20 protein-coding genes and 1 pseudogene are annotated in these 23642 nt (G+C 41.0%); 10 read left to right on the top strand and 11 right to left on the bottom strand.

Features of this window, described 5'->3' with window-relative positions:
• Nucleotides 1-1177 precede the first annotated feature (1177 nt).
• Nucleotides 1178-2071 (top strand): tetratricopeptide repeat protein, encoded by an 894-nt coding sequence (locus PVK79_RS10970; RefSeq protein ID WP_145238782.1) that lies wholly within the window; start codon nucleotides 1178-1180, stop codon nucleotides 2069-2071.
• Here the strand turns inward: PVK79_RS10970 and PVK79_RS10965 are convergent.
• The 4 genes from PVK79_RS10965 to PVK79_RS10950 all read right to left on the bottom strand — a co-directional run bounded on the left by PVK79_RS10965 (nucleotide 2060) and on the right by PVK79_RS10950 (nucleotide 4830).
• Nucleotides 2060-2380 carry a hypothetical protein gene (locus PVK79_RS10965; protein WP_182732152.1) on the bottom strand — a complete coding sequence of 107 codons (321 nt, stop codon included), beginning with the start codon at nucleotides 2378-2380 and terminating at the stop codon, nucleotides 2060-2062. The genes PVK79_RS10970 and PVK79_RS10965 overlap by 12 nt on opposite strands.
• 50 nt (nucleotides 2381-2430) lie before the next feature.
• Nucleotides 2431-3255, bottom strand: a complete 825-nt coding sequence (locus PVK79_RS10960; protein ID WP_257326731.1) for a nuclear transport factor 2 family protein — start codon at nucleotides 3253-3255, stop codon at nucleotides 2431-2433.
• A gap of 62 nt (nucleotides 3256-3317) precedes the next feature.
• A complete protein-coding gene (locus tag PVK79_RS10955) occupies nucleotides 3318-4058 on the bottom strand; it encodes a ferredoxin--NADP reductase (protein WP_182732154.1) in 741 nt (246 codons plus the stop codon).
• Nucleotides 4059-4485: 427 nt separating this feature from the next.
• The gene (locus PVK79_RS10950; RefSeq protein ID WP_149980369.1) at nucleotides 4486-4830 is read right to left on the bottom strand and encodes a four helix bundle protein; all 345 of its coding nucleotides are present in this window, start codon (nucleotides 4828-4830) and stop codon (nucleotides 4486-4488) included.
• A gap of 120 nt (nucleotides 4831-4950) precedes the next feature.
• On the opposite strand from PVK79_RS10950, the pseudogene PVK79_RS23555 reads away from it, so the two are divergent.
• A pseudogene (locus tag PVK79_RS23555) lies at nucleotides 4951-5226 on the top strand (pentapeptide repeat-containing protein); the annotation flags it as partial.
• A gap of 111 nt (nucleotides 5227-5337) precedes the next feature.
• Here PVK79_RS23555 and deoD read toward each other — a convergent pair.
• Complete coding sequence (gene deoD / locus PVK79_RS10945) at nucleotides 5338-6039, bottom strand: purine-nucleoside phosphorylase (RefSeq protein ID WP_145238795.1); 702 nt, start codon at nucleotides 6037-6039, stop codon at nucleotides 5338-5340.
• A complete protein-coding gene (locus PVK79_RS10940) occupies nucleotides 6039-7271 on the bottom strand; it encodes a phosphopentomutase (RefSeq protein ID WP_145238798.1) in 1233 nt (410 codons plus the stop codon). Before PVK79_RS10940 ends, deoD begins: the two co-directional genes overlap by 1 nt.
• A gap of 191 nt (nucleotides 7272-7462) precedes the next feature.
• Here PVK79_RS10940 and udk point away from each other — a divergent pair, with 191 nt between their 5' ends.
• The 3 genes from udk (at nucleotide 7463) to PVK79_RS10925 (ending at nucleotide 10247) form a co-directional block, all read left to right on the top strand.
• The gene (udk, locus tag PVK79_RS10935) at nucleotides 7463-8092 is read left to right on the top strand and encodes a uridine kinase (protein ID WP_145238801.1); all 630 of its coding nucleotides are present in this window, start codon (nucleotides 7463-7465) and stop codon (nucleotides 8090-8092) included.
• Nucleotides 8093-8110: 18 nt separating this feature from the next.
• Nucleotides 8111-9334, top strand: a complete 1224-nt coding sequence (locus PVK79_RS10930; protein WP_182731970.1) for a NupC/NupG family nucleoside CNT transporter — start codon at nucleotides 8111-8113, stop codon at nucleotides 9332-9334.
• Between the two features lie 193 nt (nucleotides 9335-9527).
• On the top strand, nucleotides 9528-10247 hold the full coding sequence (locus PVK79_RS10925) for a substrate-binding periplasmic protein (protein ID WP_182731971.1): 720 nt from the start codon (nucleotides 9528-9530) through the stop codon (nucleotides 10245-10247).
• Nucleotides 10248-10251: 4 nt separating this feature from the next.
• On the opposite strand, the gene PVK79_RS10920 is transcribed toward PVK79_RS10925, so the two are convergent.
• Nucleotides 10252-10974, bottom strand: coding sequence for a substrate-binding periplasmic protein (locus PVK79_RS10920; RefSeq protein ID WP_145238810.1), 723 nt, complete (start codon nucleotides 10972-10974; stop codon nucleotides 10252-10254).
• Nucleotides 10975-11119: 145 nt separating this feature from the next.
• The gene (locus PVK79_RS10915; RefSeq protein ID WP_058559473.1) at nucleotides 11120-11329 is read right to left on the bottom strand and encodes a cold-shock protein; all 210 of its coding nucleotides are present in this window, start codon (nucleotides 11327-11329) and stop codon (nucleotides 11120-11122) included.
• 615 nt (nucleotides 11330-11944) lie between these two features.
• Between PVK79_RS10915 and PVK79_RS10910 the strand changes: the two genes are divergently transcribed.
• Nucleotides 11945-14110, top strand: a complete 2166-nt coding sequence (locus PVK79_RS10910; protein ID WP_145238813.1) for a M3 family metallopeptidase — start codon at nucleotides 11945-11947, stop codon at nucleotides 14108-14110.
• Between the two features lie 188 nt (nucleotides 14111-14298).
• Here the strand turns inward: PVK79_RS10910 and PVK79_RS10905 are convergent, their stop codons facing one another.
• Nucleotides 14299-15012 (bottom strand): M15 family metallopeptidase, encoded by a 714-nt coding sequence (locus tag PVK79_RS10905; protein WP_145238815.1) that lies wholly within the window; start codon nucleotides 15010-15012, stop codon nucleotides 14299-14301.
• 66 nt (nucleotides 15013-15078) lie between these two features.
• Complete coding sequence (locus PVK79_RS10900) at nucleotides 15079-16767, bottom strand: sensor domain-containing diguanylate cyclase (RefSeq protein WP_425607887.1); 1689 nt, start codon at nucleotides 16765-16767, stop codon at nucleotides 15079-15081.
• Nucleotides 16768-17489: 722 nt separating this feature from the next.
• On the opposite strand from PVK79_RS10900, the gene PVK79_RS10895 reads away from it, so the two are divergent.
• From PVK79_RS10895 to PVK79_RS10885, 3 genes are read left to right on the top strand one after another with little or no spacing between them, the layout of a single operon-like run.
• Nucleotides 17490-17642: a hypothetical protein gene (locus tag PVK79_RS10895; RefSeq protein WP_274804084.1), complete on the top strand. Its 153-nt coding sequence runs from the start codon at nucleotides 17490-17492 to the stop codon at nucleotides 17640-17642.
• A 21-nt stretch (nucleotides 17643-17663) separates the two neighbouring features.
• Nucleotides 17664-18275: a hypothetical protein gene (locus PVK79_RS10890; protein WP_257326730.1), complete on the top strand. Its 612-nt coding sequence runs from the start codon at nucleotides 17664-17666 to the stop codon at nucleotides 18273-18275.
• Nucleotides 18253-18555: a hypothetical protein gene (locus tag PVK79_RS10885; RefSeq protein ID WP_257326729.1), complete on the top strand. Its 303-nt coding sequence runs from the start codon at nucleotides 18253-18255 to the stop codon at nucleotides 18553-18555. Before PVK79_RS10890 ends, PVK79_RS10885 begins: the two co-directional genes overlap by 23 nt.
• Before the next feature lie 13 nt (nucleotides 18556-18568).
• Here the strand turns inward: PVK79_RS10885 and PVK79_RS10880 are convergent, their stop codons facing one another.
• Nucleotides 18569-21433, bottom strand: a complete 2865-nt coding sequence (locus tag PVK79_RS10880; RefSeq protein ID WP_257326728.1) for an FAD-binding and (Fe-S)-binding domain-containing protein — start codon at nucleotides 21431-21433, stop codon at nucleotides 18569-18571.
• 374 nt (nucleotides 21434-21807) lie between these two features.
• Between PVK79_RS10880 and PVK79_RS10875 the strand changes: the two genes are divergently transcribed.
• Nucleotides 21808-23625: a glycoside hydrolase family 3 protein gene (locus PVK79_RS10875; RefSeq protein WP_257326727.1), complete on the top strand. Its 1818-nt coding sequence runs from the start codon at nucleotides 21808-21810 to the stop codon at nucleotides 23623-23625.
• The last annotated feature ends 17 nt before the right edge of the window (nucleotides 23626-23642 follow it).

The following is a 23642-nucleotide window of genomic DNA, read 5'->3' as shown; positions in this document are numbered from 1 at the left end:
AAGAGGCGCTGCGCTTTAGAGAGTGAATATAAAGACCGCGTCAGCAAGCTTAACGCCTACGGTGGTAAAAGGCGCTAGGTACTAGGATTAGCCCGCAGACTGTCGCTCGAAAAACTTTTTATCTTCTCCGTGCAGCGAAGCGCCTCAGTGCCCTCGGTGGTAAAAGTGGTTTTAAGATAATCACAGCTAAAGCCAGTTCCTACGACAGTAAAAGGCGCTAGGTGCTAGCTTTAGAGAAAGAATATAAAGACCGCGTCAGCAAGCTTAACGCCTACGGTAGTAAAAGGAGCTAGGTGCTAGGATCAGCTCGTTGCTCGAAGCACTTTTTATCTTCTCCGTGCAGCGAAGCGCCTCAGTGGCCCTCGGTGGTAAAAGTGGTTTTAAGATAATCACGGCTAAAGCCAGTTCCTACGACAGTAAAAGGAGCTAGGTGCTAGCTTTAGAGAAAGAATATAAAGACCGCGTCAGCAAGCTTAACGCCTACGGTAGTAAAAGGAGCTAGCTAGGGTTAGCCCGCAGACCGTTGCTCGAAGCACTTTTTTTCTTCTCCGTGCAGCGAAGTGCCTCAGTGGCCCTCGGTGGTAAAAGTGGTTTTAAGATAATCACGGCTAAAGCCAGTTCCTACCACAGTAAAAGGAGCTTGGTGCTAGGCTGTATTCCGTAGCACCAAGCCCGAAGCCGGTTTATAGGTCGCGAGGTAAACTCGCGGCTACAATTTTTAAATCATTTTGATAACCCTGTCACCAGAATATTTACTCAACAATGACCGTATTCTTTACGAGCAAATTGTTTAGTTACCATGCAATATCACCCAACGGTGGCTGAGGTAAATGATCTGCGTGGAGTTAATGGGGCCAAAAAGTATTTTCCAATATTTGTAATGCTTTAAATATTAAGACGTTGTTCAGATATATTTGGTTATTATAAACGCTCACTCCTGTTGATATCCCTAACGACTTTAAGTTGTTTAAGCAGTTTGGCCAGCTCTTCTTAGAGCTGGTTTTTTTTGCCTGTTTTTACTGGCTTCATTTTCTTCCACTACAGCAAAGCAGCAATTACCCAGCATATTGCTGTAAAAATAACCTCGAAAAATCAACGCGGCCTAGTTACTCATAGGTAGTCATGTTACAGTTTCAGTAATTTACTTAGCACTTTAATTTATCGACTAGGCAGTAGTATGCGTCATTATTTTGTATCAATTTTACTTCTTTTTGCCACTTTTGTGGCAGCTCAGGCACAGGCTGAAGAGTCTCGCGCTGCACCCAGCCCACAACAGCAACAACAGGCACTCAAAAAACTTCAAGAGCCGATGTATAGACCCTTGATGGAACGCTATATTCTTGATGAACTCAAAGCGGTACGCCAAGATCAGCAAAAACTACGTGAAGACGTTACCAAACAAGTCACTCATGCTCAGCTTGATACCGCTGATCGCGCACTGACTTACACCACAGATACAATTAATAATGTATTTTTTATCATCACTGCCACAGCCTCTATTTTGGTACTGGTTGGTTGGAACTCGTTACGTGATGTAAAAAACAAAGTCGAAGATATTGTAAATACCCGTGTCAGCGTGATCACCAATGAATACGAAGCACGTTTGAATACATTTGAAGAAAAGCTACGCGAGCGCTCTGAAGAAATCTTAAGTAACCAACAAAAAATATCTGTGACCAATGAAGTCCACTCTTTATGGATGCGTGCAAATTTAGAAAGCGATATAGCCAATAAGATCGAAATATTTGATGAGATTTTAAAACGTAAACCCGAAGATGTTGAAGCTATCGCTTACAAAGCCGATGCATTACTAGAGCTTAATGAAACAGCTCAGGCGATAGAGTTGTGTAACCAAGCCTTGGATATAGACAGTGACTATGGCTACGCTTATTGGCAACGTGCATGTGCTTATGCGTTGACTCATAAACACGCTGATGCGTTGGCCGATATAAAAATGTCGTTGGAGTATTCACCAAACTTACGTAATGAGCTATTACATGAAAGTGCATTTGCCAGTTTGCACGACAACAGCAGCTTTAATGCGATTGTATCTGGCGACTTAACGTTCTAAAAAGCTTTCGATTGCTTGAGTGAGCAGTTCGTCGAGTTGCTCTTCAAACTCATCTTTGTTGGTTTTAAAGTGCGCAAGATAAGCCTGCGCATGCTGATCAGACAACAGCCGAGCATTAATACTGTATTCGCGCTCGGCTTTAGTTTTATCAAACCGCGGGGTAAAGTGATAAAGGGCAAAATAAGGGGCGAACAATTGCTGATTAGCATAATCGCAGAAACGCTCAATGGTTTGTGCTCCCGTTGGCCCTAAACAGCCTGGCTCTACACGATAAAGTAACTGAATTTTTTTATCATCACTAATTTGCATGCTAGTCGCGGCCCCTTTATCTGCCTGTAATCAATCTGCTTACTAATACTCTATCTAAAAAAGAGTACTTTGGTTATTTTGCCATTTTCAACTTGATAGCTAGAGATTAACTCTCCGCGCTTATCAACTACATTTGGATCTGTTGAACAGGTTTCTGAAAGTTCATGATCGATAACGATATTACCGTGCACAATACGTTTAATTGGGGATGATTTTATACACTTTAATTTTTTAAACATTATTCCGTAACGGGCAATCAGTTTTTCTTTGCCCTTAAAAAGTAACTCGTTTGGAAAGGCATAAAACTCTACATTTTCATCATACATACTAATAAATGCGTCGATGTTTCTGGCATTATACGCCTTAATTAATTGCTCAATAACGGCTAACGATTCGCGTGACTGTTTGGCTTTAACTTGTTGTTTGAGTGTTAGCGCTTCTTTAGCTTGGATCACCGCTTGCTCTGCTTGTGCGACAGCAAGCTGTTTTTCTTGTTGTGTTTTAGGAAGTTCAGCAGGTTTTGCCGCTTCAGTACCAAGTACCTTACTGGTATCAACTTCAGGCTCGCTTGGTTTGCTGGTGTCTGTTTTAATTGGCTGTGTTGGTTCAACGTTTACAGGCTCAGCTGATTGCTTATTTTCTGGCGTTAAGGTGATCACCGCTGGGCTATCTTGTAGTTCAGCCTCAGTTGATTTTGTTGGGGCTTTACTCTGCACTGATTTTTCTTCGCCAGTGCTAGTGTCAGTCGTTTTTACTGCAGCAGGCAATTTAGCTGCTGTTGTTTCAGTTTTAGCCTGTGGTTCAACTACATCAGCTGCAGTTGCTAATAACTGCCACGGAAATAGCAAACTTACTAAAAAAAATAACGGTTTCATACTGTTCCTGAGTAATTTAAGAAACTCTAAAATAACAAAATTTACCGGATCGCGATAGCTTTTTACCAATACTGCTCAACGGTGATTTGCCCAGGCTCCCTACGACGATTGCGAGTGTAGCCTTGCTCGGTTAATAATGCGCTGGTGTCTTTAACCATTTGTGGATTACCACAGATCATAAATTGACTATTTTGCGGGCTAACTGCGCTATCACAATGCTTAAATAAGGTGCCATCGGCGATTCGATCAGTAATACGCCCATCTAAGCCGACAATTGCCTGCTCGCGACTCACTACGGGCAGATAACTCAATTGCGGATACTGCTGCTGTAACTGCGCAATTTTTGCTTGATAACTTAAATCTGCATTCAAACGCACACCATGCACTAAGGTAACGTGCTTAAATTGCTGCCACACATCAGGCTGCTCTAAAATGGATAAAAACGGCCCAATTGCGGTTCCGGTGCTAAGCATAAATAACTGTTCACTGGCGGGGATTTCATCAATAGTAAAAAATCCACTGGCGCGGCTTTCAATCATCACCGTATCGCCGGGTTTAAGCTTGGCTAATTGTTGTGATAATAAGCCATCTACCACGTTAATAAGATAAAACTCTAAATCGGGAGAGCTTGGTGCATTTACGTAAGAGTACGCCCGTGCAATACGTTTTTCATCCATCATCATAGAAAGCTTAGTAAACTGTCCTGCTTTAAACGGCTCCACATCGGCATTCACAATTAAACTAAATAACGTATCAGTCCACCAAACAATATCTTTAACACTTGCCTCAACCCAATTAGACACAATTAACACTCCTTAATTATTGCTTTGTATAACAGTGGCAAGAGTGCACAGCATTGTCAATGTTTGCGAGTTTGCGAGTTTGCGAGTTTGCGAGTTTGCGAGTTTGCGAGTTTGCGAGTTTGCGAGTTTGCGAGTTTGCGAGTTTGCGAGTTTGCGAGTTTGCGAGTTTGCGAGTTTGCGAGTTTGCGAGTTTGCGAGTTTGCGAGTTTGCGAGTTTGCGAGTTTGCGAGTTTGCGAGTTTGCGAGTTTGCGAGTTTGCGAGTTTGCGAGTTTGCGAGTTTGCGAGTTTGCGAGTTTGCGAGTTTGCGAGTTTGCGAGTTTTATCAGAATGAATTTTTAAACGCGGTAGTCAAGTACTTCGTCTCTTTACCCTTGCTAACTTTACCCTTGCTAACTTTACCCTCGCTAGCTCCCCCTCCCTCACAGCTCAGCTTTTACTTATCACTTTAATTAATCCGCCCAGCATTTTAGATAATTCGGTTGTTTCATTGATCCACTGAAATGCCGTATTCGAATCGATTTCTCCTATTTCCATAGATATATAAAGTTGAGACCTCAATTCACCACAACTGCCTTTGGCGTAATACAAAAAACGAACACAATCTTTCGAAGACATTCTTTCATAGCCTTCCGCTATATTCGATGATATTGACAAGCTAGAACGGGTTATTTGATCTTTTAAACCTCGCTCATGACTTGATTTAAAGTGTTTAAATACAGCTACTGATAGTGCCGCTGATCGTTTCCATACGTCTAGTCGCTCAAAATTCATAATATCAATTATTCAGTGTTTTATATATTTATAGTACAAAAAATCAAAAAACAACATTAAAGGTACAACTTTACCCTAGCTAACTTTACCCTAGCTAACTTTACCCTAGCTAACTTTACCCTCGCTAACTTTACCCTTGCTAACTTTACCCTTGCTAACTTTACCCTCGCTAGCTTTACCCTCGCTAACTTTACCCTAGCTAACTTTACCCTTGCTAACTTTACCCTTGCTAACTTTACCCTCGCTAGCTTTACCCTCGCTAACTTTACCCTCGCTAACTTTACCCTTGCTAACTTTACCCTTGCTAACTTTACCCTTGCTAACTTTACCCTCGCTAACTTTACCCTCGCTAACTTTACCCTTGCTAACTTTCCCCTCGCTAGCTTTTCCCCATAAAAAAAGCCGCTTAGTTTAACTAGGCGGCTTTGGAGGTTAGTCTCACATTATTTTGGGCGTGTCTCCAAAATACTGCGAATACGTTACCAAGGAACTTTTTGTTTATTACGCTTAGATTGACTCTAAGGCAATTTTAACCATTTCATTGAAGGTGCTTTGACGCTCTTCACTTGGGGTTGCTTCACCGGTGATCACGTGGTCACTCACGGTAAATAATGCCATGGCCTTTGCGCCATATTCAGCAGCAACGCCGTATAAACCGGCTGTTTCCATATCTACCGCTAACATGCCTAGTTTATCAAGTTCTTGATAAAAGCTGTTATCGGCTTGATAAAAGGTATCGGTGGTAAATACGTTACCCACTTTCGCTTTAATACCTAGCTCTTTTGCTGCATTAACGCCGTTTAATAGTAAATCAAAATCAGCAATTGCTGAGAAATCATAACCACGTACACGTGCACGGTTTACATTTGAATCTGTGCTTGCGCCTTGTGCAAAGATAACGTCACGAATTTTAATGTCGCTACCAATACCGCCGCAAGTGCCGATACGAATAAGGTTTTTAACACCGTAGCTGACGATTAGTTCGCGGGCATAAATCGACATTGATGGAATGCCCATACCAGAACCCATAATGCTTACTGGTTTACCTTTATAAGTGCCAGTAAAACCATACATGTTACGAACGCCAGTTACTTTTACAGCATCATCAAGAAAATTTTCAGCAATGTATTGCGCACGTAATGGATCACCCGGCATTAATACCGTTTGTGCAAAATCGCCATTATTTGCGTCAATATGTGGAGTACTCATTATTCGTTTCCTTTTACTTTTAGCGCGTTAAGCTTATCAATAAAGCCATCGCCATATTCAAGTGCAGGTAAGTTAAACCACTGGGCAAGTGTTTGACCTATATCTGCAAAACTAGCACGTTCACCAAGCGGGGTATTTTCAAGCCCTACCTGATAAGCAAGTACAGGCACATATTCGCGGGTGTGCTCACTGCCCGGGAATGTTGGATCACAACCGTGATCCGCCGTAATAATTAGTACGTCGTCGGCTTTAAGCTGCTTAAGTATCGTTGGTAAGTAATCGTCCAACTGTTTAAGCGCTTTTGCATACCCAACAGGGTCGCGGCGATGACCAAATTTTTCATCAAAATCAACTAAATTAGTAAATATCAAACTGTGATCTGGCGCTGATGCCATTACCTCAGTGGTTTTTGCTAACAAGTTTTGTAAGCCTGGGGCTTTGTGTTTTTGGGTAATACCTTGATGCGCATAGATGTCAGATATCTTCCCTATGCTAATCACTTCACCACCGTCATCTGCTAGTTTGTCTAGCAATGTTGGCGCTGGCGGTAACACTGAATAATCTCGACGATTGCCCGTTCTGGCAAAGTCTTGATTATTGGAACCCAAAAATGGCCGCGCAATCACTCGTCCTATGTTCATTTCATCAAGCAGCGCCCGTGTGATTTCGCAGACCTGATAAAGTTTTTCTAGACCGAAAGTTTGTTCATGCGCGGCTATTTGAAACACGCTATCAGCTGAGGTGTAACAGATTGGTTTACCTGTTTTTATGTGCTCTTCACCTAGCTGTTCTAAAATCGTAGTACCCGAGGCATGGCAATTACCTAAAATCCCCGGGATACCGGTACGAGCAATCAGCTCGTCAATTAACTGTTGTGGAAAACTCGGTTGTGTTTTAGGGAAATATCCCCAATCGAATAACACCGGTACACCTGCCATTTCCCAATGACCTGATGGAGTATCTTTGCCGCTAGAAAGCTCTTTTGCGTAACCCCAAGCAGCAATCGGTGTTTGACGATCGCTAACAAGGCACGGTTCATTGCCTGCAGCTTCACATGCATCAACTAAACCTAATAACGATAGGTTAGGTAGTGATAGCCGTTCGCCGGTTTCTTCAAAGTATGCTTTAAGCAAATGTGCAAAAGTGTTTGCGCCCAAGTCGCCAAATTTGTCAGCGTCTGGTGCTGCACCTATGCCTAGGCTATCTGCCATTAATATAATTGCTCTTGCCATACTCACCTCGATTATCCAATGTAGCTACTTTATATTTTTGTGCTTTTTAACGTACAGGACATAAGTCCTGTTTCATAAAACCTAAACATTATAAATTTCACACCTTAAAGCGAAGCAAGAGAGATTATTCGTGTCTTTTTTGCTATTGTGATCTACCAACAATGTATCCTTCTGTGTGGATGAGAACTTTAGTGACACGAACAATAATAGCCATTGCTGGCGCTTCTGCGTCTGGCAAATCTCTTTTTAGCCAAACAATTTACAATGAATTGGTGAATGAGCTTGAACCAGGCGCCATCGCCGTGATTGAAGAAGATGCGTACTATAAAGACCAATCGCATTTGCCGTTTGATCATCGTACGCAAACGAATTACGACCATCCTGATGCGTTTGAACATGAGTTAATGTGTAAACATTTAACACAGTTACGTGATGGCGAAGCGGTAGAAGTACCTACCTATGATTATGCGCAGCATACTCGCAGTGACAAAACACGTACTGTGATGCCAGCAGAAATTCTCATAGTTGAAGGGATTTTATTGCTTAGTGATAAAGCGCTACGTAAAGAATTTGATATCAAAGTGTTTATTGATACACCGCTTGATATTTGCCTGATGCGCCGTATGCAACGTGATATGGAGCAACGAGGCAGAACATTACAGTCCGTTGTTGAACAATATCAAGCTACTGTGAGACCGATGTTTTATCAGTTTATTGAGCCTTCAAAGCACAAGGCTGATTTAGTGGTTACACGTGGTGGTATGAATCGTGTTGCGATTGATATAATTAAAAGTAAAATAAAATATTTACTGCAAAAATAACAACGGGAATAAGCAAAGATGACAACATTTATGAGCTTAGTCGGCATGTGTATGCTGCTAGGCATTGCATTTGCGGCTTCGACAAATCGCAAAGCAATTAGTTTTAGAACTGTCGGTATCGCTTTTGCCCTGCAATTTATAATTGGTGGTTTTGTCCTGTTTTCAGACGCAGGTAAAAATGCATTAGTTGGCATGTCAAAAGCCGTATCATCAGTGATCGGGTTTGCTAATGATGGGATCAGCTTTTTATTTGGACCGTTAGCAAATCAGGATACGTTAGGGTTTATTTTTGCTATTCAGGTATTGCCAGTTATTGTGTTTTTCTCAGCATTAGTTGCTGTGTTATATCACTTAGGCATTATGGATTGGATAATTAGAATATTAGGCGGTGGTTTACAAAAACTGTTGAAAACCTCACGCACTGAGTCGCTTTCAGCAACCGCAAACATTTTTGTTGGTCAAACTGAAGCGCCACTGATTGTTAAGCCGTTCATTGCAACGATGACTAAGTCAGAGTTATTTGCAGTAATGGTAGGTGGCTTAGCAACGGTAGCGGGCTCAGTAATGGCCGGTTACGTGATTATTGGTGTAGAGCTTAAATATTTAATTGCAGCCAGCTTTATGGCAGCGCCGGGTGGTTTCTTAATGGCCAAGATGATTGTGCCAGAGACCGAAACACCAAAAGATACTTTAGCTGATTTAGAGCTTGACGAAGACAAGCCTGTTAACGTAATTGATGCAGCAGCATCGGGTGCAGCAAACGGTATGCATTTAGCCTTGAATGTAGGCGCAATGTTACTGGCATTTGTAGCTTTAATTGCGCTGTTAAACGGTTTATTAGGTGGTATTGGTGGTTGGTTTGATTATCCAACCCTAACACTACAAGAAATTTTAGGTTATATATTTGCGCCGGTTGCCTGGTTACTAGGTGTACCGTGGAATGAAGCAATTATAGCTGGTAGCTTTATTGGTCAAAAATTAGTAGTAAACGAGTTTGTTGCTTATTTAGACTTTATGAATTATCGCGATACGTTAAGTGCGCACACACAAGCGATTGTCACATTCGCGTTATGTGGGTTTGCTAACTTATCATCGATAGCCATTTTACTAGGTGGATTAGGCGGTATGGCGCCTAGTCGGCGAAAGGATATCGCACGCTTAGGGCTCAGAGCAGTGTTAGCAGGATCTATGGCTAACCTTATGAGCGCCGCAATTGCAGGTTTTTTCCTCTCGCTAGCTTAGAAACTTTGAGATGAGCCTTGGTTGCAAAACAATAGGATAAGCCTTTAAGGGGTTAAAGACTTATCTTACTTGAACGATACTTCACAAAGGGCCTTTATGGCCCTTTTATCGTTTTTAATTCACTGTTTACTTTCATAATACTTTTCCTAGTTATTGCTATACTCAAAGTTCTATCGTCAAAAAGAGAAAATAAATGCGGCTATTTATTAATCTGCTACTTCTTTGTATCAGTGTCCATAGTACTGCAAATCAAAACTTAATGGTTGTGACCGAGTTGTCACCGCCGAATCAAGTTTTGCTGAATAATCAGGTAACTGGTTATAGTACTGAGTTAGTAAATATGATTATTTTAGAGGCTAAGCTCAATGCCCCAATCAACATGTACCCTTGGGCACGTGCTTATAAAATGGCGGTTAATAATAGCAACACCTTAATTTACAGTATGGCACGCACAACGGATCGCGAGACACTATTCCATTGGATAGGGCCAGTAGCACAGTTTGAAATGGGCTTTGTAAAACTCTCTGAGCGCAGTGATATTAACTTTGATAATACAGAGCAAGCTAAGCAATATAAAATTGCCGTACAGCGCCATGACCTTGCATCGCAAGTATTAGTAAAACGTGGTTTCGAAGTATTGCTGACCACTGATATTCAAAAGTCATATCAGTTACTACTGGCAAGAAAAGTTGATCTGGTAGTCGACGATGCTAATTATCTAGCTTCAATGAGTGAGCAGCTAGCGATCAATGCTAACGCACTGACGTTCGTACATGCCATAGAAGGACTGGCAGTAGCTGGTTACTTAGCTGCAAATATCAATACTGATGAAGATATTATAAAAGCACTGCAGCAGGCTTTTTTAAAGGTTAAAAGTACTGAAAAATACCGTCAATTAATAACGGCTCATTAACTAGCTATTGTACATAACGATGCCGATAAGCGTCAAAGTTATCCACCGCTTTAAGTTTTTCTAACTGCTCATTGAAGCGTTCAACTATTTCAATAGGCATCTCTTTATTAAATACTACGTAGTTACCCTGTAATGTATTTACTGGTAGCTCAACTAGTTTGACGACTTCTTTACCACCATGACCAAATTGCTGCAGTTGGTAATCTAAGGCAAACTCTGAGCCGAGAATTAAATCGATTTTATTTTTAAAAAATAGGTTCATATATTCATAGTGATGAGCTACTTTTAATAAGTTTTTATCTTGTTGGAAACCAATACTCTCCACTAACCCCTCATAAATATTGCCTCTAACGACACCTAAGGTATATGCACTAACTTGAGTAATATCAGTTGGATTGATGTGTTTGTTGTCGCGAAGACGATAAAAAAATGTACGTGAAGAAACCAACGGGCCAACCCAGTAAAATAAATCTTCTCGCTCAGCACTGCGAGCGGTTGATACTAGCCCTGAGAGCTGATTTTTTTGCACTAAATCGTATGCCCTTGCCCAAGGCAACAGCTCAAATTTGCACTCCACTTGTGAAAGCTCACACAACGTACGCACAATATCTAAATTAATCCCTTGCAGCTGCCCTTTATTCGAAAAATTATAAGGGGGAAACTGTTCAGTAAAAATAGTAATTATTGGCTTTGCAGCGCAAGTAAAAGTGAATCCAAGGCTAAACACTAGGATAAGTAATCGGTAGATAATCTATCTCGTTACAGAATAATAATAATAGATAAAGAATAGGAGGGGGAGCAAGTTACGTCAATTTTAAAACACAAAAAAGCAAGCCTAAGCTTGCTTTTTTTATTCTACCTAAAAGGTAAAATTATACAGCAGTGATGTTCTCTGCTTGTGGACCTTTTTGACCTTGTGAAAGAGTGAACTCTACACGTTGGCCTTCAGCTAAAGTTTTGAAACCTTCGCTTTTGATTGCTGAAAAATGTGCGAAAACGTCTGGGCCATTTTCTTGCTCAATGAAACCAAAACCTTTAGACTCGTTGAACCACTTAACTGTACCTGATACGATGTTTGACATTGTAATATCCTGATATAAAAATAAAATAATTGCTCTAGTGAGCGGTGTAGCAAAAAATGAGATGGTACTTTAAAAACTTCAGGACGGTACTACAAGTATTACTTATACAACATCGAAATGGAGATTTATAGCTTTCATGCTTTCTTTCTAGCTGCAGCAAACTATACAGGGTTAATAAGTTATGTCAACCCCCTTTCGAGTCTTTATTTACCTTAGCCAATATTTAAGGCGCGTTGAGTAATTTTTTCTATCACGGATGAGTGTTACTTTTTTTGTTACAGTTGATTGCTCAGCATCATTTTTTGCAACCTATCACGTATTTGAAAACTCACTGAAAAAATTGCGTAAAAGTAAAAATATATTCCATTCTTAGTGAGATTTCACCACTTATCGCAGCTAATAATCGCCTTATCTCAATAGGTGAGATCATTAGTAGTTATCTGCAGTATGCTTGGGCCATTGAGCACATAGTGATATTTGCCCCATTTAATTGCGCTTTGCTGCTATTTTTTGTGCACTTCAACTTTGATGACAGCAGGCACCTGCTGATTTACAAAGCGCTTACTGCGCTTATATCGGCACAATTTAATTTTTAAAAATGATAAGAGAAAAATAATGAAACACTTATTAGCAACCGCGATCAGTTCAGCGTTATTATTAACAGCCTGTTCTGAGCCCCAAACAACAGCAAACAACATTAAAGCCGAACAAACGGCTACAGCTGATCAAGTACAGCAAGCTAATCCACTGTTAGTGAAAAGCGTTTTACAATACGAAACGCCAGATTTCAATGCGATTAAAGACGAACACTTTATGCCGGCTTTTAATCAGGGTATGGCTGAGCAAATGGCTGAAGTACAAACGATTATCAATAATCCTGCTAAGCCTGATTTTGCTAATACAATTGTTGCGCTTGAAGAAAGTGGGGAATTATTAACCCGTACCCGTAGCATTTTCTATAACCTAGCAGGCAGTGACTCAAACCCAACGCGTCGTGAGATACAAAAAGAGCTAGCGCCAAAAATGGCAGCACACAGCGACAACATTTTCTTAAATAAAGCATTATTTGAAAAAGTAGCAACATTACACGCAGAGTCAGACACTCTGGCTTTAACAGCTGAAGAAACTCGCTTACTCGACGTTTACTACAAACGCTTTATCAGAGCGGGTGCGAAATTAAACGCAGAACAAAAACAACAAATTCGTGATATCAATACCAAGCACTCAAGCTTAACCACTCAGTTTTCACAAAACTTACTAGCATTGACTAACAGCAATGTTGTTATCGTTGACGATAAAGCGCTGCTTGATGGTTTATCAGCAGGCCAAATAGAGCAACTTGCCAATGCTGCAACACAAGCGGGTCACTCAGGTAAATATCTGATAAAAATCACTAACACAACGCGCCAACCAATTTTAGCAGCGCTTAAAAACCGTGAGCTACGTGAAAAAGTATGGCGTGCATCATCAGAGCGTGCGCTATCGGGTGAAAATAGTAACCGCGAAATCGTGGCTGAACTAGCTCAGCTACGTGCTCAAAAAGCAAAACTACTTGGTTATGACAGTTGGGCTGCGTTTGGATTAGAATCACAAATGGCGAAGAAACCAGAAGCAGTATTTGATATGTTTGCCAGCATGATCCCTGCGTTGATGCAAAACGTTAATGCTGAAGCTGCTGCGATCCAAGCGAAAATCGATGAGTCTGGCGATCAATTTAAGCTACAGCCTTGGGATTGGCTATTCTACGCAGAGCAAGTACGTAAAGATAAGTACAACTTAGACGAAAATGCAGTAAAAGAATACTTTGAGTTTAATCGTGTATTAGAAGACGGCGTATTCTTTACCATGAACCGCTTATATGGCATTACTTTCAAACCACGCACTGATATTCCGGTTTATCATCCAGATGTAAAAGCATATGAGCTATTTGATGCTGATGGTAAGAGCCTTGCGATTTTCTTTGCTGATTACTTTGCGCGTGAAGGCAAACGTGGTGGCGCATGGATGAGCTCGTTTGTAAAACAATCTGGCTTAAAAGAACAAAAGCCTGTGGTTGTGAATGTAATGAACATTCAAAAAGGCGCCAAAGGTGAACCAACGCTAATCAGCTATGACGAAACAACAACTATCTTTCACGAATTGGGTCACGGCCTACATGGTATGTTCTCGAACGTGAAATACCCAACTTTATCGGGTACTTCAGTATCTCGTGACTTCGTTGAGTTCCCATCAACGTTTGAAGAAGATTGGGCTATGTATCCTGAAGTTATCGCAAACTATGCAAAACACCACGAAACAGGTGAGCCAATTCCTGATGAGTTACTGACTAAAGTAATTCAATCACGTAGCTTCAACCAAGGCTATGACACCCTTGAGTACGTTGCAGCGGCACTTTTAGATATGGAATGGCACTCATTGCCTGCTGATGCCCCGTTACAAGATATTGAGAAATTTGAGCAACAAGCACTAACTAAGCACGGTGTAAATGTGCCATTTGTGCCACCGCGTTATAAGTCTGCGTTCTTCTCACACTCAATGGGTGGCGGTTACTCAGCGGGCTACTACGCATACATGTGGAGTGAAATTTTAGCGGCCGATGCATTTGCTTACGTTCAAGAGCAAGGCGGTTTAACCCGTAAAATGGGCGATAAATACCGTAAAGAGATCTTAGAAGTTGGTAACTCACGTGACCTAATGGAGTCGTTCAAAGCGTTCCGCGGTCAAGAGCCTGACACCTCAGCGTTATTAAAACGCCGTGGTTTAAAAGCAACCGTTCAGTAAAAACAAGCTACGGAGGGGAAAGTTAGAAGCTAGCTATTTCCTGCTTAACGATAAAGGCGCGAAACTAATTTCGCGCCTGTAACTAGCAATGGCTATATACCGCCTCATTATGAGTGTATAAATTAGTGGGCTGAATAGATGTACTTAGTTCAGCTCACTAACTTTACTGTTTTTAACTCGCTAGCACCTCACTGCACCACAAAATCAAAATAAGTATTTGGATAGGCTTGTGGCTGATAGGTAAAGTGCCACCACTCCATTGCGTAAGGCGAAAATCCAGCGGCCAACATGATATTTTTTAACTTATATCTGTTTGCTTGTTGATCTTGAGTAATACGCGGATCATCGGTATTTGAGATGGTATCGAACATATCAAACAATGAGCCCATATTTAATGCTTTGCCTTGACTATCAGTCAAAGTTAAATCAATTGTTGAACCACGGCTGTGGCCTGATTTAGCTGCGATATAATCACCGAGTAACTGATCTTTTCCTAAATTAGGGTAATACGCAGCTTTGGTTTTTGTGTCAGTTTCGTCGTTAACCCAACGCACAAAGTGGTCAACGGCTCGTTGTGGCCGATAACAATCATAGATTTTAAAATTATAACCTGCTTGCTCCGCCTGAGAATGTGCTTTTACCAGCGCTGCAGCTGCCGTTTTATGCAATAAGCATTTAGGCGCGTTATAACCTTCGATTGGTTTACCAACAAAGTTTTGCCCACTAAAATAGCGAATATCAAATAATGCGGTCGGTATTAACGTTGCAACATCAACAAACTCACTACGATAGCTTTGAGCTGGGTCGGAATATGTAGCGTTAGCGTCATGGGCAATTGCTGCACTGCTTAAAGCATACACTCCAAGCAGTGACATTAGTTTAAAACTGATATTTAACAACATTGTAGTAGCTTATAACTTTAAAAACAGGCTATTAATATTGCATAGTTAAAAGCCATTGCCAATAAATTATTCCTGCTCGACAAGTTCAGATTGGATAAACTGAGAATCATCAGATTGGATAAACTGAGAATCAATAATACACCGATTACGACCCGTTTTTTTCGCTTTGTATAAAGCCTGATCCGCTTGTTTGAGTATCTCTTCAACACTCAATTGCATCAGTGGCCAGCCAGAAATACCTATTGATATGTTGATACTTCCTACTGGTTCGATGATTGTTTCTGATACACGCATACGTAATCGTTCCGCAAGTTGATAAGCTGATTTGGCGTTAATATTTGGTAATATAACAATAAACTCTTCTCCCCCCGTACGTGCAACAAAATCATTTTCACGGGTTACATCAACAATAATTTTAGCCAACGATTGCAAAACAATATCACCAATATCATGGCCAAACTCATCATTAACACGCTTAAAAAAATCAATATCGATAGCAAGCACAGTGAAGGGTGTTTGCTGTAAAGTTAATTGATCTAACATGAGCTCCAGGCTACGTCTGTTATGTAAGCCCGTAAGTGGATCTGTTTGTGCTTCATGCTGTAATAGACCAATCTGGTTTTGTAATAAGCCGACTCCTTTTAGCATAGCTAAACGCAGTTCAGAGCTTTCATAATACCAAGACCGCACTTGCTTTAACTGTTGCGAAGTTGAAGGGTTATCAAGTGTTTTAGCCGTTTCTGCAAGTTGCCTTAACGGCTTTGAAATTAACCGAGCTAGCACCCAAATAAATATAAAGGTTGCCAACCCTACTGGCAGGGTTCGATATAAAACATTCATCATTAAATCGTCTAATGGCGCAAATGTAGCGTCTAATGGTCGTTGTGTGACAATGCCCCAAGAGGCACTTTTTAATGGTGCATAACCTGCCAGCATGACAATGTTTTGACTATTAATTAACTGCCTAGTGCCGCTTTCACCTCTTAGCACCGCTTCGATCACTGGATTGCCAAAAACTTGTTCACCGATCCGAGCAACATCAGGGTGATAAAGTAAGCGCCTATTCTTATCAACAACATAGATATATGAGCCGTCTTTATGAAAATGTACTTGCAGTAAGTCGTGTAAAATCCCTTTTTGTTTTAGGTATAATGTCCCTCCTATGTAGCCAAGGTATTCACCTTGAGAGTTAAATATCGGATGCGAAATAACTATCACGAGGTTCCCTACCGCAGAAATATAAGGCTCACTGATCATTGGCTTTTTATTCGCTAGTGCTTGTTTTGCACCATCACTTTCTAAAAGTTGACCTTTTAGCTTTAGACTCAATGGTGAATGGGCTAATACCACACCATTTTTGTCAACGACAACCGTTGAGTTAAAGCTATCAGTTTGCAACCTAAGTCGCTGCGCCTCTTGCGCAAGAGTGTTTGCATCATTAAATTGGATTGCAAGAATTTTTGCTGAATAAGCGAGTTGCTGCTGAGAAGCCAGTAGAAACCGGTCAGTGGCAGAGACAAGTTTAGCGGCATACGCATTATGGTTTTTTAAGGTTTGCGATTGTAGCTGCTGTTTTTGTACTTGGTAGCTGGAATAAAAGCCATTTAGAAAGGTGATCACAGTCACTGAAATAGCTAAAAATAAGATTAACTTTTTTAAATCAAGATTGATATTAACACGGCCTAGCAAAATACTTACTTCTCTATGCTGGCCTTGTATTTCCTTGGCAATTATACTAACGATAAATGATAGCAAATAGCTCCCATACGATCCAGCTAAAAGCTCGTAAAGTACTTATTTCTGTTGTTCCCAACGGCTAATAATTTATCTCTATGCAATTTTTAGACCGCGCTCAGCTTGGCTCTCGCGACATAAAAATTTTAAATTCAAATACTTGTAATATTATTTGAATTTTCACTACATGCCAGTTGAACTTATGCAACAACTTGTTGCTGAGCTTGCGCTAAGCGATTGCTGTTTCCCCATAGAAAAATCAATTTATCTGTTTGCGCTTTTAACAAAATAAGCGAAGAAAATTTACCTTGCTCAAAATGAATAAATTATTACAATTAAAAGGCAAATAACAAATAAAAGAACGTTATGGTTAAACATCACTGCCAGAATATATTGTCACAATTACCCAGTCATCGTTTGCTCGCCTTAGATGTACTGCGAGGGTTCACTATCACTGCGATGATTCTAGTCAATAACCCAGGAAGTTGGTTATATACCCAAACCACCTCATGATACAGAATTCAGCGTTGCACAGGGGCTTAATATCAAGGCGTTACTTTGCAACAATGGCAGTCCCTTTTAAGAAGTAACAACGATGAGAGTAAGTGCCTGTGAAACGCCCAACGGTTTGGTTTAAAAGCGATTTATACTGCGTTATTGATTTTAACAATAGAACCACTATTACTTGCAATCAATGCCTTGCCTACATCGCTTTTAATTCCAACTGAAACTCGGATCTTGAGGTGGTTTGGGTATCTCTGTACTGGCCGCTTAAACATGCTGATTGGCATGGCCTAACACCCACTGATTTAATTTTCCCATTTTTTATTTTTATTGTTGGGATGTCGATCACACTATCGGTTAATGCCATGCAGGCAAAAGGAATTACGAAATAAAGTATACTCAGATCTGGTGTAGTGCGTACGGTAAAGCTAGTTGCATTAGGTTGGTTTTTAGCCCTGTTCTACTATAATTTTCGCGATCCTAATTTCAGCTGGCTAGATGAACGTTTAGCAGGTATTAGGATCATGGGCGTTTTACAACGCATCGGTCTAGTTTATCTGATTGCCTTAGCTTGTTACCTTTATATAAAACCAAAGTATATTGCGCTTACCTTTGTTAGCTTACTCATCGGGTACGGCGCATTAATGATATATACGCCCTATTCATTGCCTAACGGTGAAATCGTTAAAGGGCTGTGGCTGCATGGTAATAACCTCAGCGCTTGGCTTGATAATTTACTGCTCGGTGCAAATCATGTTTACTATGCCACAGCAAAACCTTTAGCATTTGATCCAGAAGGAATACTCTCAACCTTACCTGCAGTTGCAACGGCATTATCAGGAATATTGTGCGGATACTATATAAAACCTTGGCAAACAAGTCAGAATATTTACCCTAGTGGCTATTACAAGCATTGTTTGCGGGTGCTTACTTTCACTTTTAATACCAATAAACAAAGCACTATGGACACCAAGCTATGTAATAATCAGCTCAGGACTAGCGATGTTATGCTATGCACTGTGTAGCTATATTCTCGATATTCGTAAAGTTCGCTTGTGGAGTGCGCCGTTTTTAGTGTTTGGCGCTAACGCTATTTTGTTCTTTATGTTTGCTGGCATAGTAGCGCGTATTTTAATTATGATCCCAGTGGCTGATACAAGTTTAAAAGGTGCTATATTTAATCAAGTATTACAACCGCTATTTGGTAATTATTTAGGCTCTTTTAGCTATTCGTTGCTATTTTTACTCGCCTCTTATCTAGTGATGTATGCGTGCTATAAACGCGGGATTTTTTGGAAAGTATAATGTCTAAGCCTCATCAAGAGGCTGCTTGACTCACTTTATCTAATAAATACAGCACAGATTGGTAGTTAATACCGCTGTGCTGAGTTAAGCCAATTTCACAACTGCGGCTATTAGAAATACCGCTACTGCAATTTTGAGGCACTTGGTAACGCAGCGTTTTTAATGCATTAGCATTTAGCTCTGGCAAGTTAAAGCCCTTATCGCCGGCAAAGCCACAACATTCAATATCAGCCGGAATAATTACTTCGTTACTGCATGCTTTAGCTACGGCAACAAGTTGTTGTTCACTGCCACGGCGCTTGCTACTACAGGTAACATGTAACATAACCGGCTCTGGTTGGGCTGTGATGGTCAGCTTAGGCAATAAATATTGATAAGCAAACTCAGCGCTTTCGAGTACTGTTAAACCGCGCTGTTGCGCTGCTTCATTGCTTGTTAATGCACATGGACTGGCGTCAAAAATAATCGGGTAACGACCATTTTCAGACACCTGCTGCGCGATATCGAGTAACTGCTCAGCTTTACTTTTTGCCTGTTCAGGTAAGCCTTTACTGGCAAAGGGCATGCCACAACATAGCTCATTAATTTGCATCGGCAGTAACAGTTCAATTCCCGCTTTAGTCGCGAGGCTATGCATAACTTGCATAATTGAGCGGCGATCATCCGCTTGCTCATCGGCTGCAAACACCCTGCTGGCACAACTGGGAAGATAAACCACTTTATCAGGCTGTTGTGCGTGTACTATGCTGTGATTAATTGGCTGCTCCCCCCTTGGCCACGCTGAATAATAAAGTGGGGTGCCAATCAGCTTATTAGTAGGTTTGGTTAAAGTACGCAGTGCCTGTGCACCAATGATGTTTCGCACCATCGCCATACTGGTTAAACCAAAGCGTGCTGTATTTGCTAATACCGCAAAATGTTTGACCGCAAAACTGGCTATGCGCGGCGCCACTTTTGCATTGAGTTGCTTTTTTGCCCTCAGGGATTTTATAAATTCACCGGTGTTAATACCAACGGGGCATTTCATGCCACACAGCCCGGTTGCTGCACAGCTATCAATACCTAAATATTGAAAATCTTTTTCGATACTGCTGAGCTGACGATTAATGTGCTGTTTTTCGCTAATATCACCGGTGTTACTAAGTTGATTAACCAATTCAGTGCGACGTCGCCACAGCGTAATACGTTGGCGCGGCGTTAAGGTGAGTCCTTTTGATGGGCATACGGTTTCGCAAAAACCACACTCAATACATTTGTCGATTATATCGTCGCTGCTAGGCATGGTTTTTAAATGTTGAATATGGCAGTTTTCATCGGTATTGATGATCACTCCTGGGTTTAAAATGTGGTCTTTATCAAACAATTGTTTAATACGTTGCATCACAGCAAAGCCATCAGTGCCCCATTCAGTTGCCACAAACGGCGCCATATTTCGCCCAGTACCATGCTCAGCTTTTAATGAGCCATTAAGTTCAACCGCCACCAGTTGCGACACGTCCCGCATAAATTGCTCATAACGCGCTACTTGCGCTGGTGTATCGAACGCTTGGGTAAATACAAAATGCAAATTACCCGCTAAGGCATGGCCAAAAATAATCGCTTCATCGTAACTGTATTTATCAAATAATTGATGCAGAGCTTTAACACCCTGAGCTAATACATCCAGCTCAAAAGCCACGTCTTCAATGATCACAGTGGTGCCATTTTCGCGCACTGCACCGACTGCCGGGAACGTACCTTTACGAATATTCCATAATGATGCATTGCGCTTAGCATCTGTTGAAAACGCCATAATCGCTAATTGATGGGCGCTAAAATGTGCGACAAGCTGATCCACTTGTTGTTGTAAATTAACTAATTTTGTTGCGTCTTCTGCACGTACTTCGATTAATAATGCTGCACTATCTGCTGGGTAGTTATGAACATCTTTAGGCATGATGTCATGATGCGCGACGCACAGGAGCGAGCGCTTATCCAATAACTCAACCGCCGCTACATCAAGCGTTGCTAGCTGCTTTACTAATTCACAGACTTGGCTTATATCATCAAAAATAATAAACGCTGAGCTTTTATGAGCATGATCAATCACCGTGTGGTAAGTAATATCAGCAATAAACCCCAGCGTACCTTCAGAGCCAATCATTAAATGCTTAATGATCTCAATCGGATCAGTGTAATCAATTAGCGCGTTTAAACCATAACCCGTGGTATTTTTTAAGCGGTATTTATGAGCAATACGCTGTGCCAACTCAGGATTATTTGTAACCTGCTGGGCAAGCGCAGTGATATCGTTAATAAACGGTTTATGGCTATGTAAAAATTTAGAACGGCTTTGCTCACTGCGTGTATCAAGCACTGTACCGTCAGTGAAGATTAAGGTCATGTCCTTTACTGTATGGTAACTATTTTGTGCCACGCCACAGCACATACCTGATGAATTGTTGGCTGCCATGCCAGCGATTTTACAACTATTGATTGAAGCGGGATCAGGGCCAATTTTACGGCCAAAAGGCGCAAGTACGGCATTGGCACGAGCACCAATAATAGCTGGCTCTAACCGAATGGCAGCGCCGTTATCTTCAATTTGATAACCAGACCAGCAATCACTAAGCAGCACTAATACAGAATCTGTAATTGCTTGGCCTGATAGGCTAGTACCGGCGGCACGAAAAGTAATGGCAACTTTATATGTTGCAGCGGCACTGATGACCTGTTGCGCTTGTTGCTGATCAGCAACCAGTACTATTAATTGCGGCACTAAACGATAAAAGCTGGCATCAGTGCCAAAAGCATAGCGCCTAGGGTAATCTTCAATAAACGCCGAGGCTGGCAGCTTATCACTGAGTTGTTGTTGAAATAGTGTCAGTGCTGTTGCCATTATTTGCCCCTTTGCGTTCTGTTAATTTACTCGCTTGGCGACCCACCAAGCATTATGGAATATATTATTACTTGAAATAAGAGCGAATTACCATTAATAAAAGCTCGTCTAATATTATTTTTTTTCATCTAAATAACTATTAACTCTTAATATTTATGTAATGATCAGGCAAGCATGTGATTCGTCGGTGGTTTTTGCAGTTCTGCAAAAAAAACGTTAATGTGACAAAAATATGTTGTATTTTAATCCAAAATGGCATTACCATCAGGAATAAAATATTCATAAATAAAATAAGCAATTCAGCTTTGGAGCCTACTGTGTTAAATAAGTTTGCCATATCATCAATTCTCTTTGGACTAGGGTGTTTATTACCAATGAAATCGACCTTTGCAGCGACCAATTTAACCCTTGAGCAACAGCTTGGCCAAAAGCTGATGCTCGATTTTCGTTATTATTGTGAGCAAGACAGCGAGAACACACCTGAGCAAAAATGCCGTAATGCAGTCACTGAATTACCTGCAGATTTAGCCAAGGTGATCACTAAACATAATATTGGTGGGGTGATCTTATTTGCTGAAAATATCGATAATATTGCGCAAATTGTTAAATTAAATAATGCTATGCAACAAGCTGCGGCAAAGTCGAGCTTAGGCGCACCTTTATTTATTTCAATTGACCAAGAAGGCGGACGTGTTGCACGTATTCCTCGTGATATTGCCACTTCATTTACTGGTAATATGTCGATTGGCGCAAGTTATGCGGTTCACGGCACCAAGTTTGCTACACAATCTGCACAAGTGATTGCTGATGAATTAAAGGCCATTGGTGTGAATGTTAACTATGCACCAACTATTGATGTAAACATGAACCCTGATAACCCGGTTATTAATGTGCGCTCATACGGTGAAGATCCAACACTTGTGAGTATTTTAGGTGGCGCACAAGTTGCTGGCTTTGAAGGTAATGGCGTAATTACCTCACTGAAACACTTTCCAGGCCATGGTGATACAAACGTTGATAGCCACACCGGCTTGCCAAAAGTAATGCACGATAAAGAAACTATCTGGGAAAAAGATTTACCTCCGTTTCAAACTATTATTAAAAAGCAAAACCCTGGCATGATCATGACTGCGCATATTCAGTACCCAGCACTGGATAGCAGCACATTTGTTAGTAAAGATGGCAAAACCATGATCAAACCTGCGACGATGTCGCATAAAATCATCAGCGAATTATTACGCGATGAAATGGGCTATCAAGGTGTAGTGATCACCGATGCGCTAGATATGGCTGGTATTAGCCACTTTTTCGAACCAATTGAAGCCGTTGTAAATACTTTTGCTGCCGGGGTTGATATTGCTTTGATGCCAATTGAAATTCGTAGTCCAAAAGATTTAGTCGTATTAGATAAACTGATCAGCCGCTTAGTGAGCGAAGTTAAAAAAGGTAATTTACAAGCCGACGAAGTCGCTATCTCTGCTCAACGCATCATCAATTTAAAAAGTAAATTTAAACTGACCACAGAGCTTGACGAATCGTTAGCAATGCAAAAAGCACAACTTATTCTCGGTGATGATAATCATCGCAAAGTCGAAGCTGAGCTGGCTCTTGCCGCCATTACCCAAGTTAAAAATGACCAGCACACTTTACCGGTTAAACTGACGGCAAATAGTAAAGTACATATCATCATGCCTGATACCCGCAAGTGTTTGGCGCTACAACAGGCAATTGCAGAAAATACTCAGCAACCACTTGCATTTAGCTGCACCAGTTTACAAGGCTTTGAGCCCACTGCGACGTTAAAAGCAATCAATGAAGCGGATATCATCATTGCAGGCAATGCATCACCAAACCAAAGCGCGGTAGAAATTGGCGGCATGGATGACCTTGCTGATAACCCTGCATTTGCAATTGCAAAATCGGCGCAAGGTCCGGCACTTGAAAAACTGCTTCAGCAAGCGCAACAAGCTGATAAGAAAACCGTTTTTGTTAGTTTACGAGCACCATACGATATTGCCACATTTGGCCAATATGCGGATGCAATTTTAGCAGCTTATGCGTATAACATAGATGTAGATAATGATGTTAAAGTAGCAGGGCCAGCTTTTACTGCTCTTGCAAAAGTACTAGTTGGTAAAAAGCCAGCGCAAGGTACTTTGCCTGTTACCGTCAGTGGCATTAACAACAACTAAAAGTTTACGAGGATACT

The sequence above is a fragment of the Pseudoalteromonas rhizosphaerae genome (assembly GCF_028885455.1).
Taxonomy (GTDB): Bacteria; Pseudomonadota; Gammaproteobacteria; order Enterobacterales; family Alteromonadaceae; genus Pseudoalteromonas; species Pseudoalteromonas rhizosphaerae.
The sequence above is the reverse complement of the archived record's forward strand: the minus strand, read 5'-3'. Positions and strand labels throughout refer to the sequence as shown.

Coding starts and splice junctions, on each gene's coding strand:
- PVK79_RS10970 (WP_145238782.1), top strand. CDS start 1,178: ATGCGTCATTATTTTGTATCAATTTTACTTCTTTTTGCCACTTTTGTG.
- PVK79_RS10965 (WP_182732152.1), bottom strand. CDS start 2,380: ATGCAAATTAGTGATGATAAAAAAATTCAGTTACTTTATCGTGTAGAG.
- PVK79_RS10960 (WP_257326731.1), bottom strand. CDS start 3,255: ATGAAACCGTTATTTTTTTTAGTAAGTTTGCTATTTCCGTGGCAGTTA.
- PVK79_RS10950 (WP_149980369.1), bottom strand. CDS start 4,830: ATGAATTTTGAGCGACTAGACGTATGGAAACGATCAGCGGCACTATCA.
- deoD (WP_145238795.1), bottom strand. CDS start 6,039: ATGAGTACTCCACATATTGACGCAAATAATGGCGATTTTGCACAAACG.
- PVK79_RS10940 (WP_145238798.1), bottom strand. CDS start 7,271: ATGGCAAGAGCAATTATATTAATGGCAGATAGCCTAGGCATAGGTGCA.
- PVK79_RS10930 (WP_182731970.1), top strand. CDS start 8,111: ATGACAACATTTATGAGCTTAGTCGGCATGTGTATGCTGCTAGGCATT.
- PVK79_RS10925 (WP_182731971.1), top strand. CDS start 9,528: ATGCGGCTATTTATTAATCTGCTACTTCTTTGTATCAGTGTCCATAGT.
- PVK79_RS10915 (WP_058559473.1), bottom strand. CDS start 11,329: ATGTCAAACATCGTATCAGGTACAGTTAAGTGGTTCAACGAGTCTAAA.
- PVK79_RS10910 (WP_145238813.1), top strand. CDS start 11,945: ATGAAACACTTATTAGCAACCGCGATCAGTTCAGCGTTATTATTAACA.
- PVK79_RS10905 (WP_145238815.1), bottom strand. CDS start 15,012: ATGTTGTTAAATATCAGTTTTAAACTAATGTCACTGCTTGGAGTGTAT.
- PVK79_RS10885 (WP_257326729.1), top strand. CDS start 18,253: ATGTTATGCTATGCACTGTGTAGCTATATTCTCGATATTCGTAAAGTT.
- PVK79_RS10880 (WP_257326728.1), bottom strand. CDS start 21,433: ATGGCAACAGCACTGACACTATTTCAACAACAACTCAGTGATAAGCTG.
- PVK79_RS10875 (WP_257326727.1), top strand. CDS start 21,808: ATGAAATCGACCTTTGCAGCGACCAATTTAACCCTTGAGCAACAGCTT.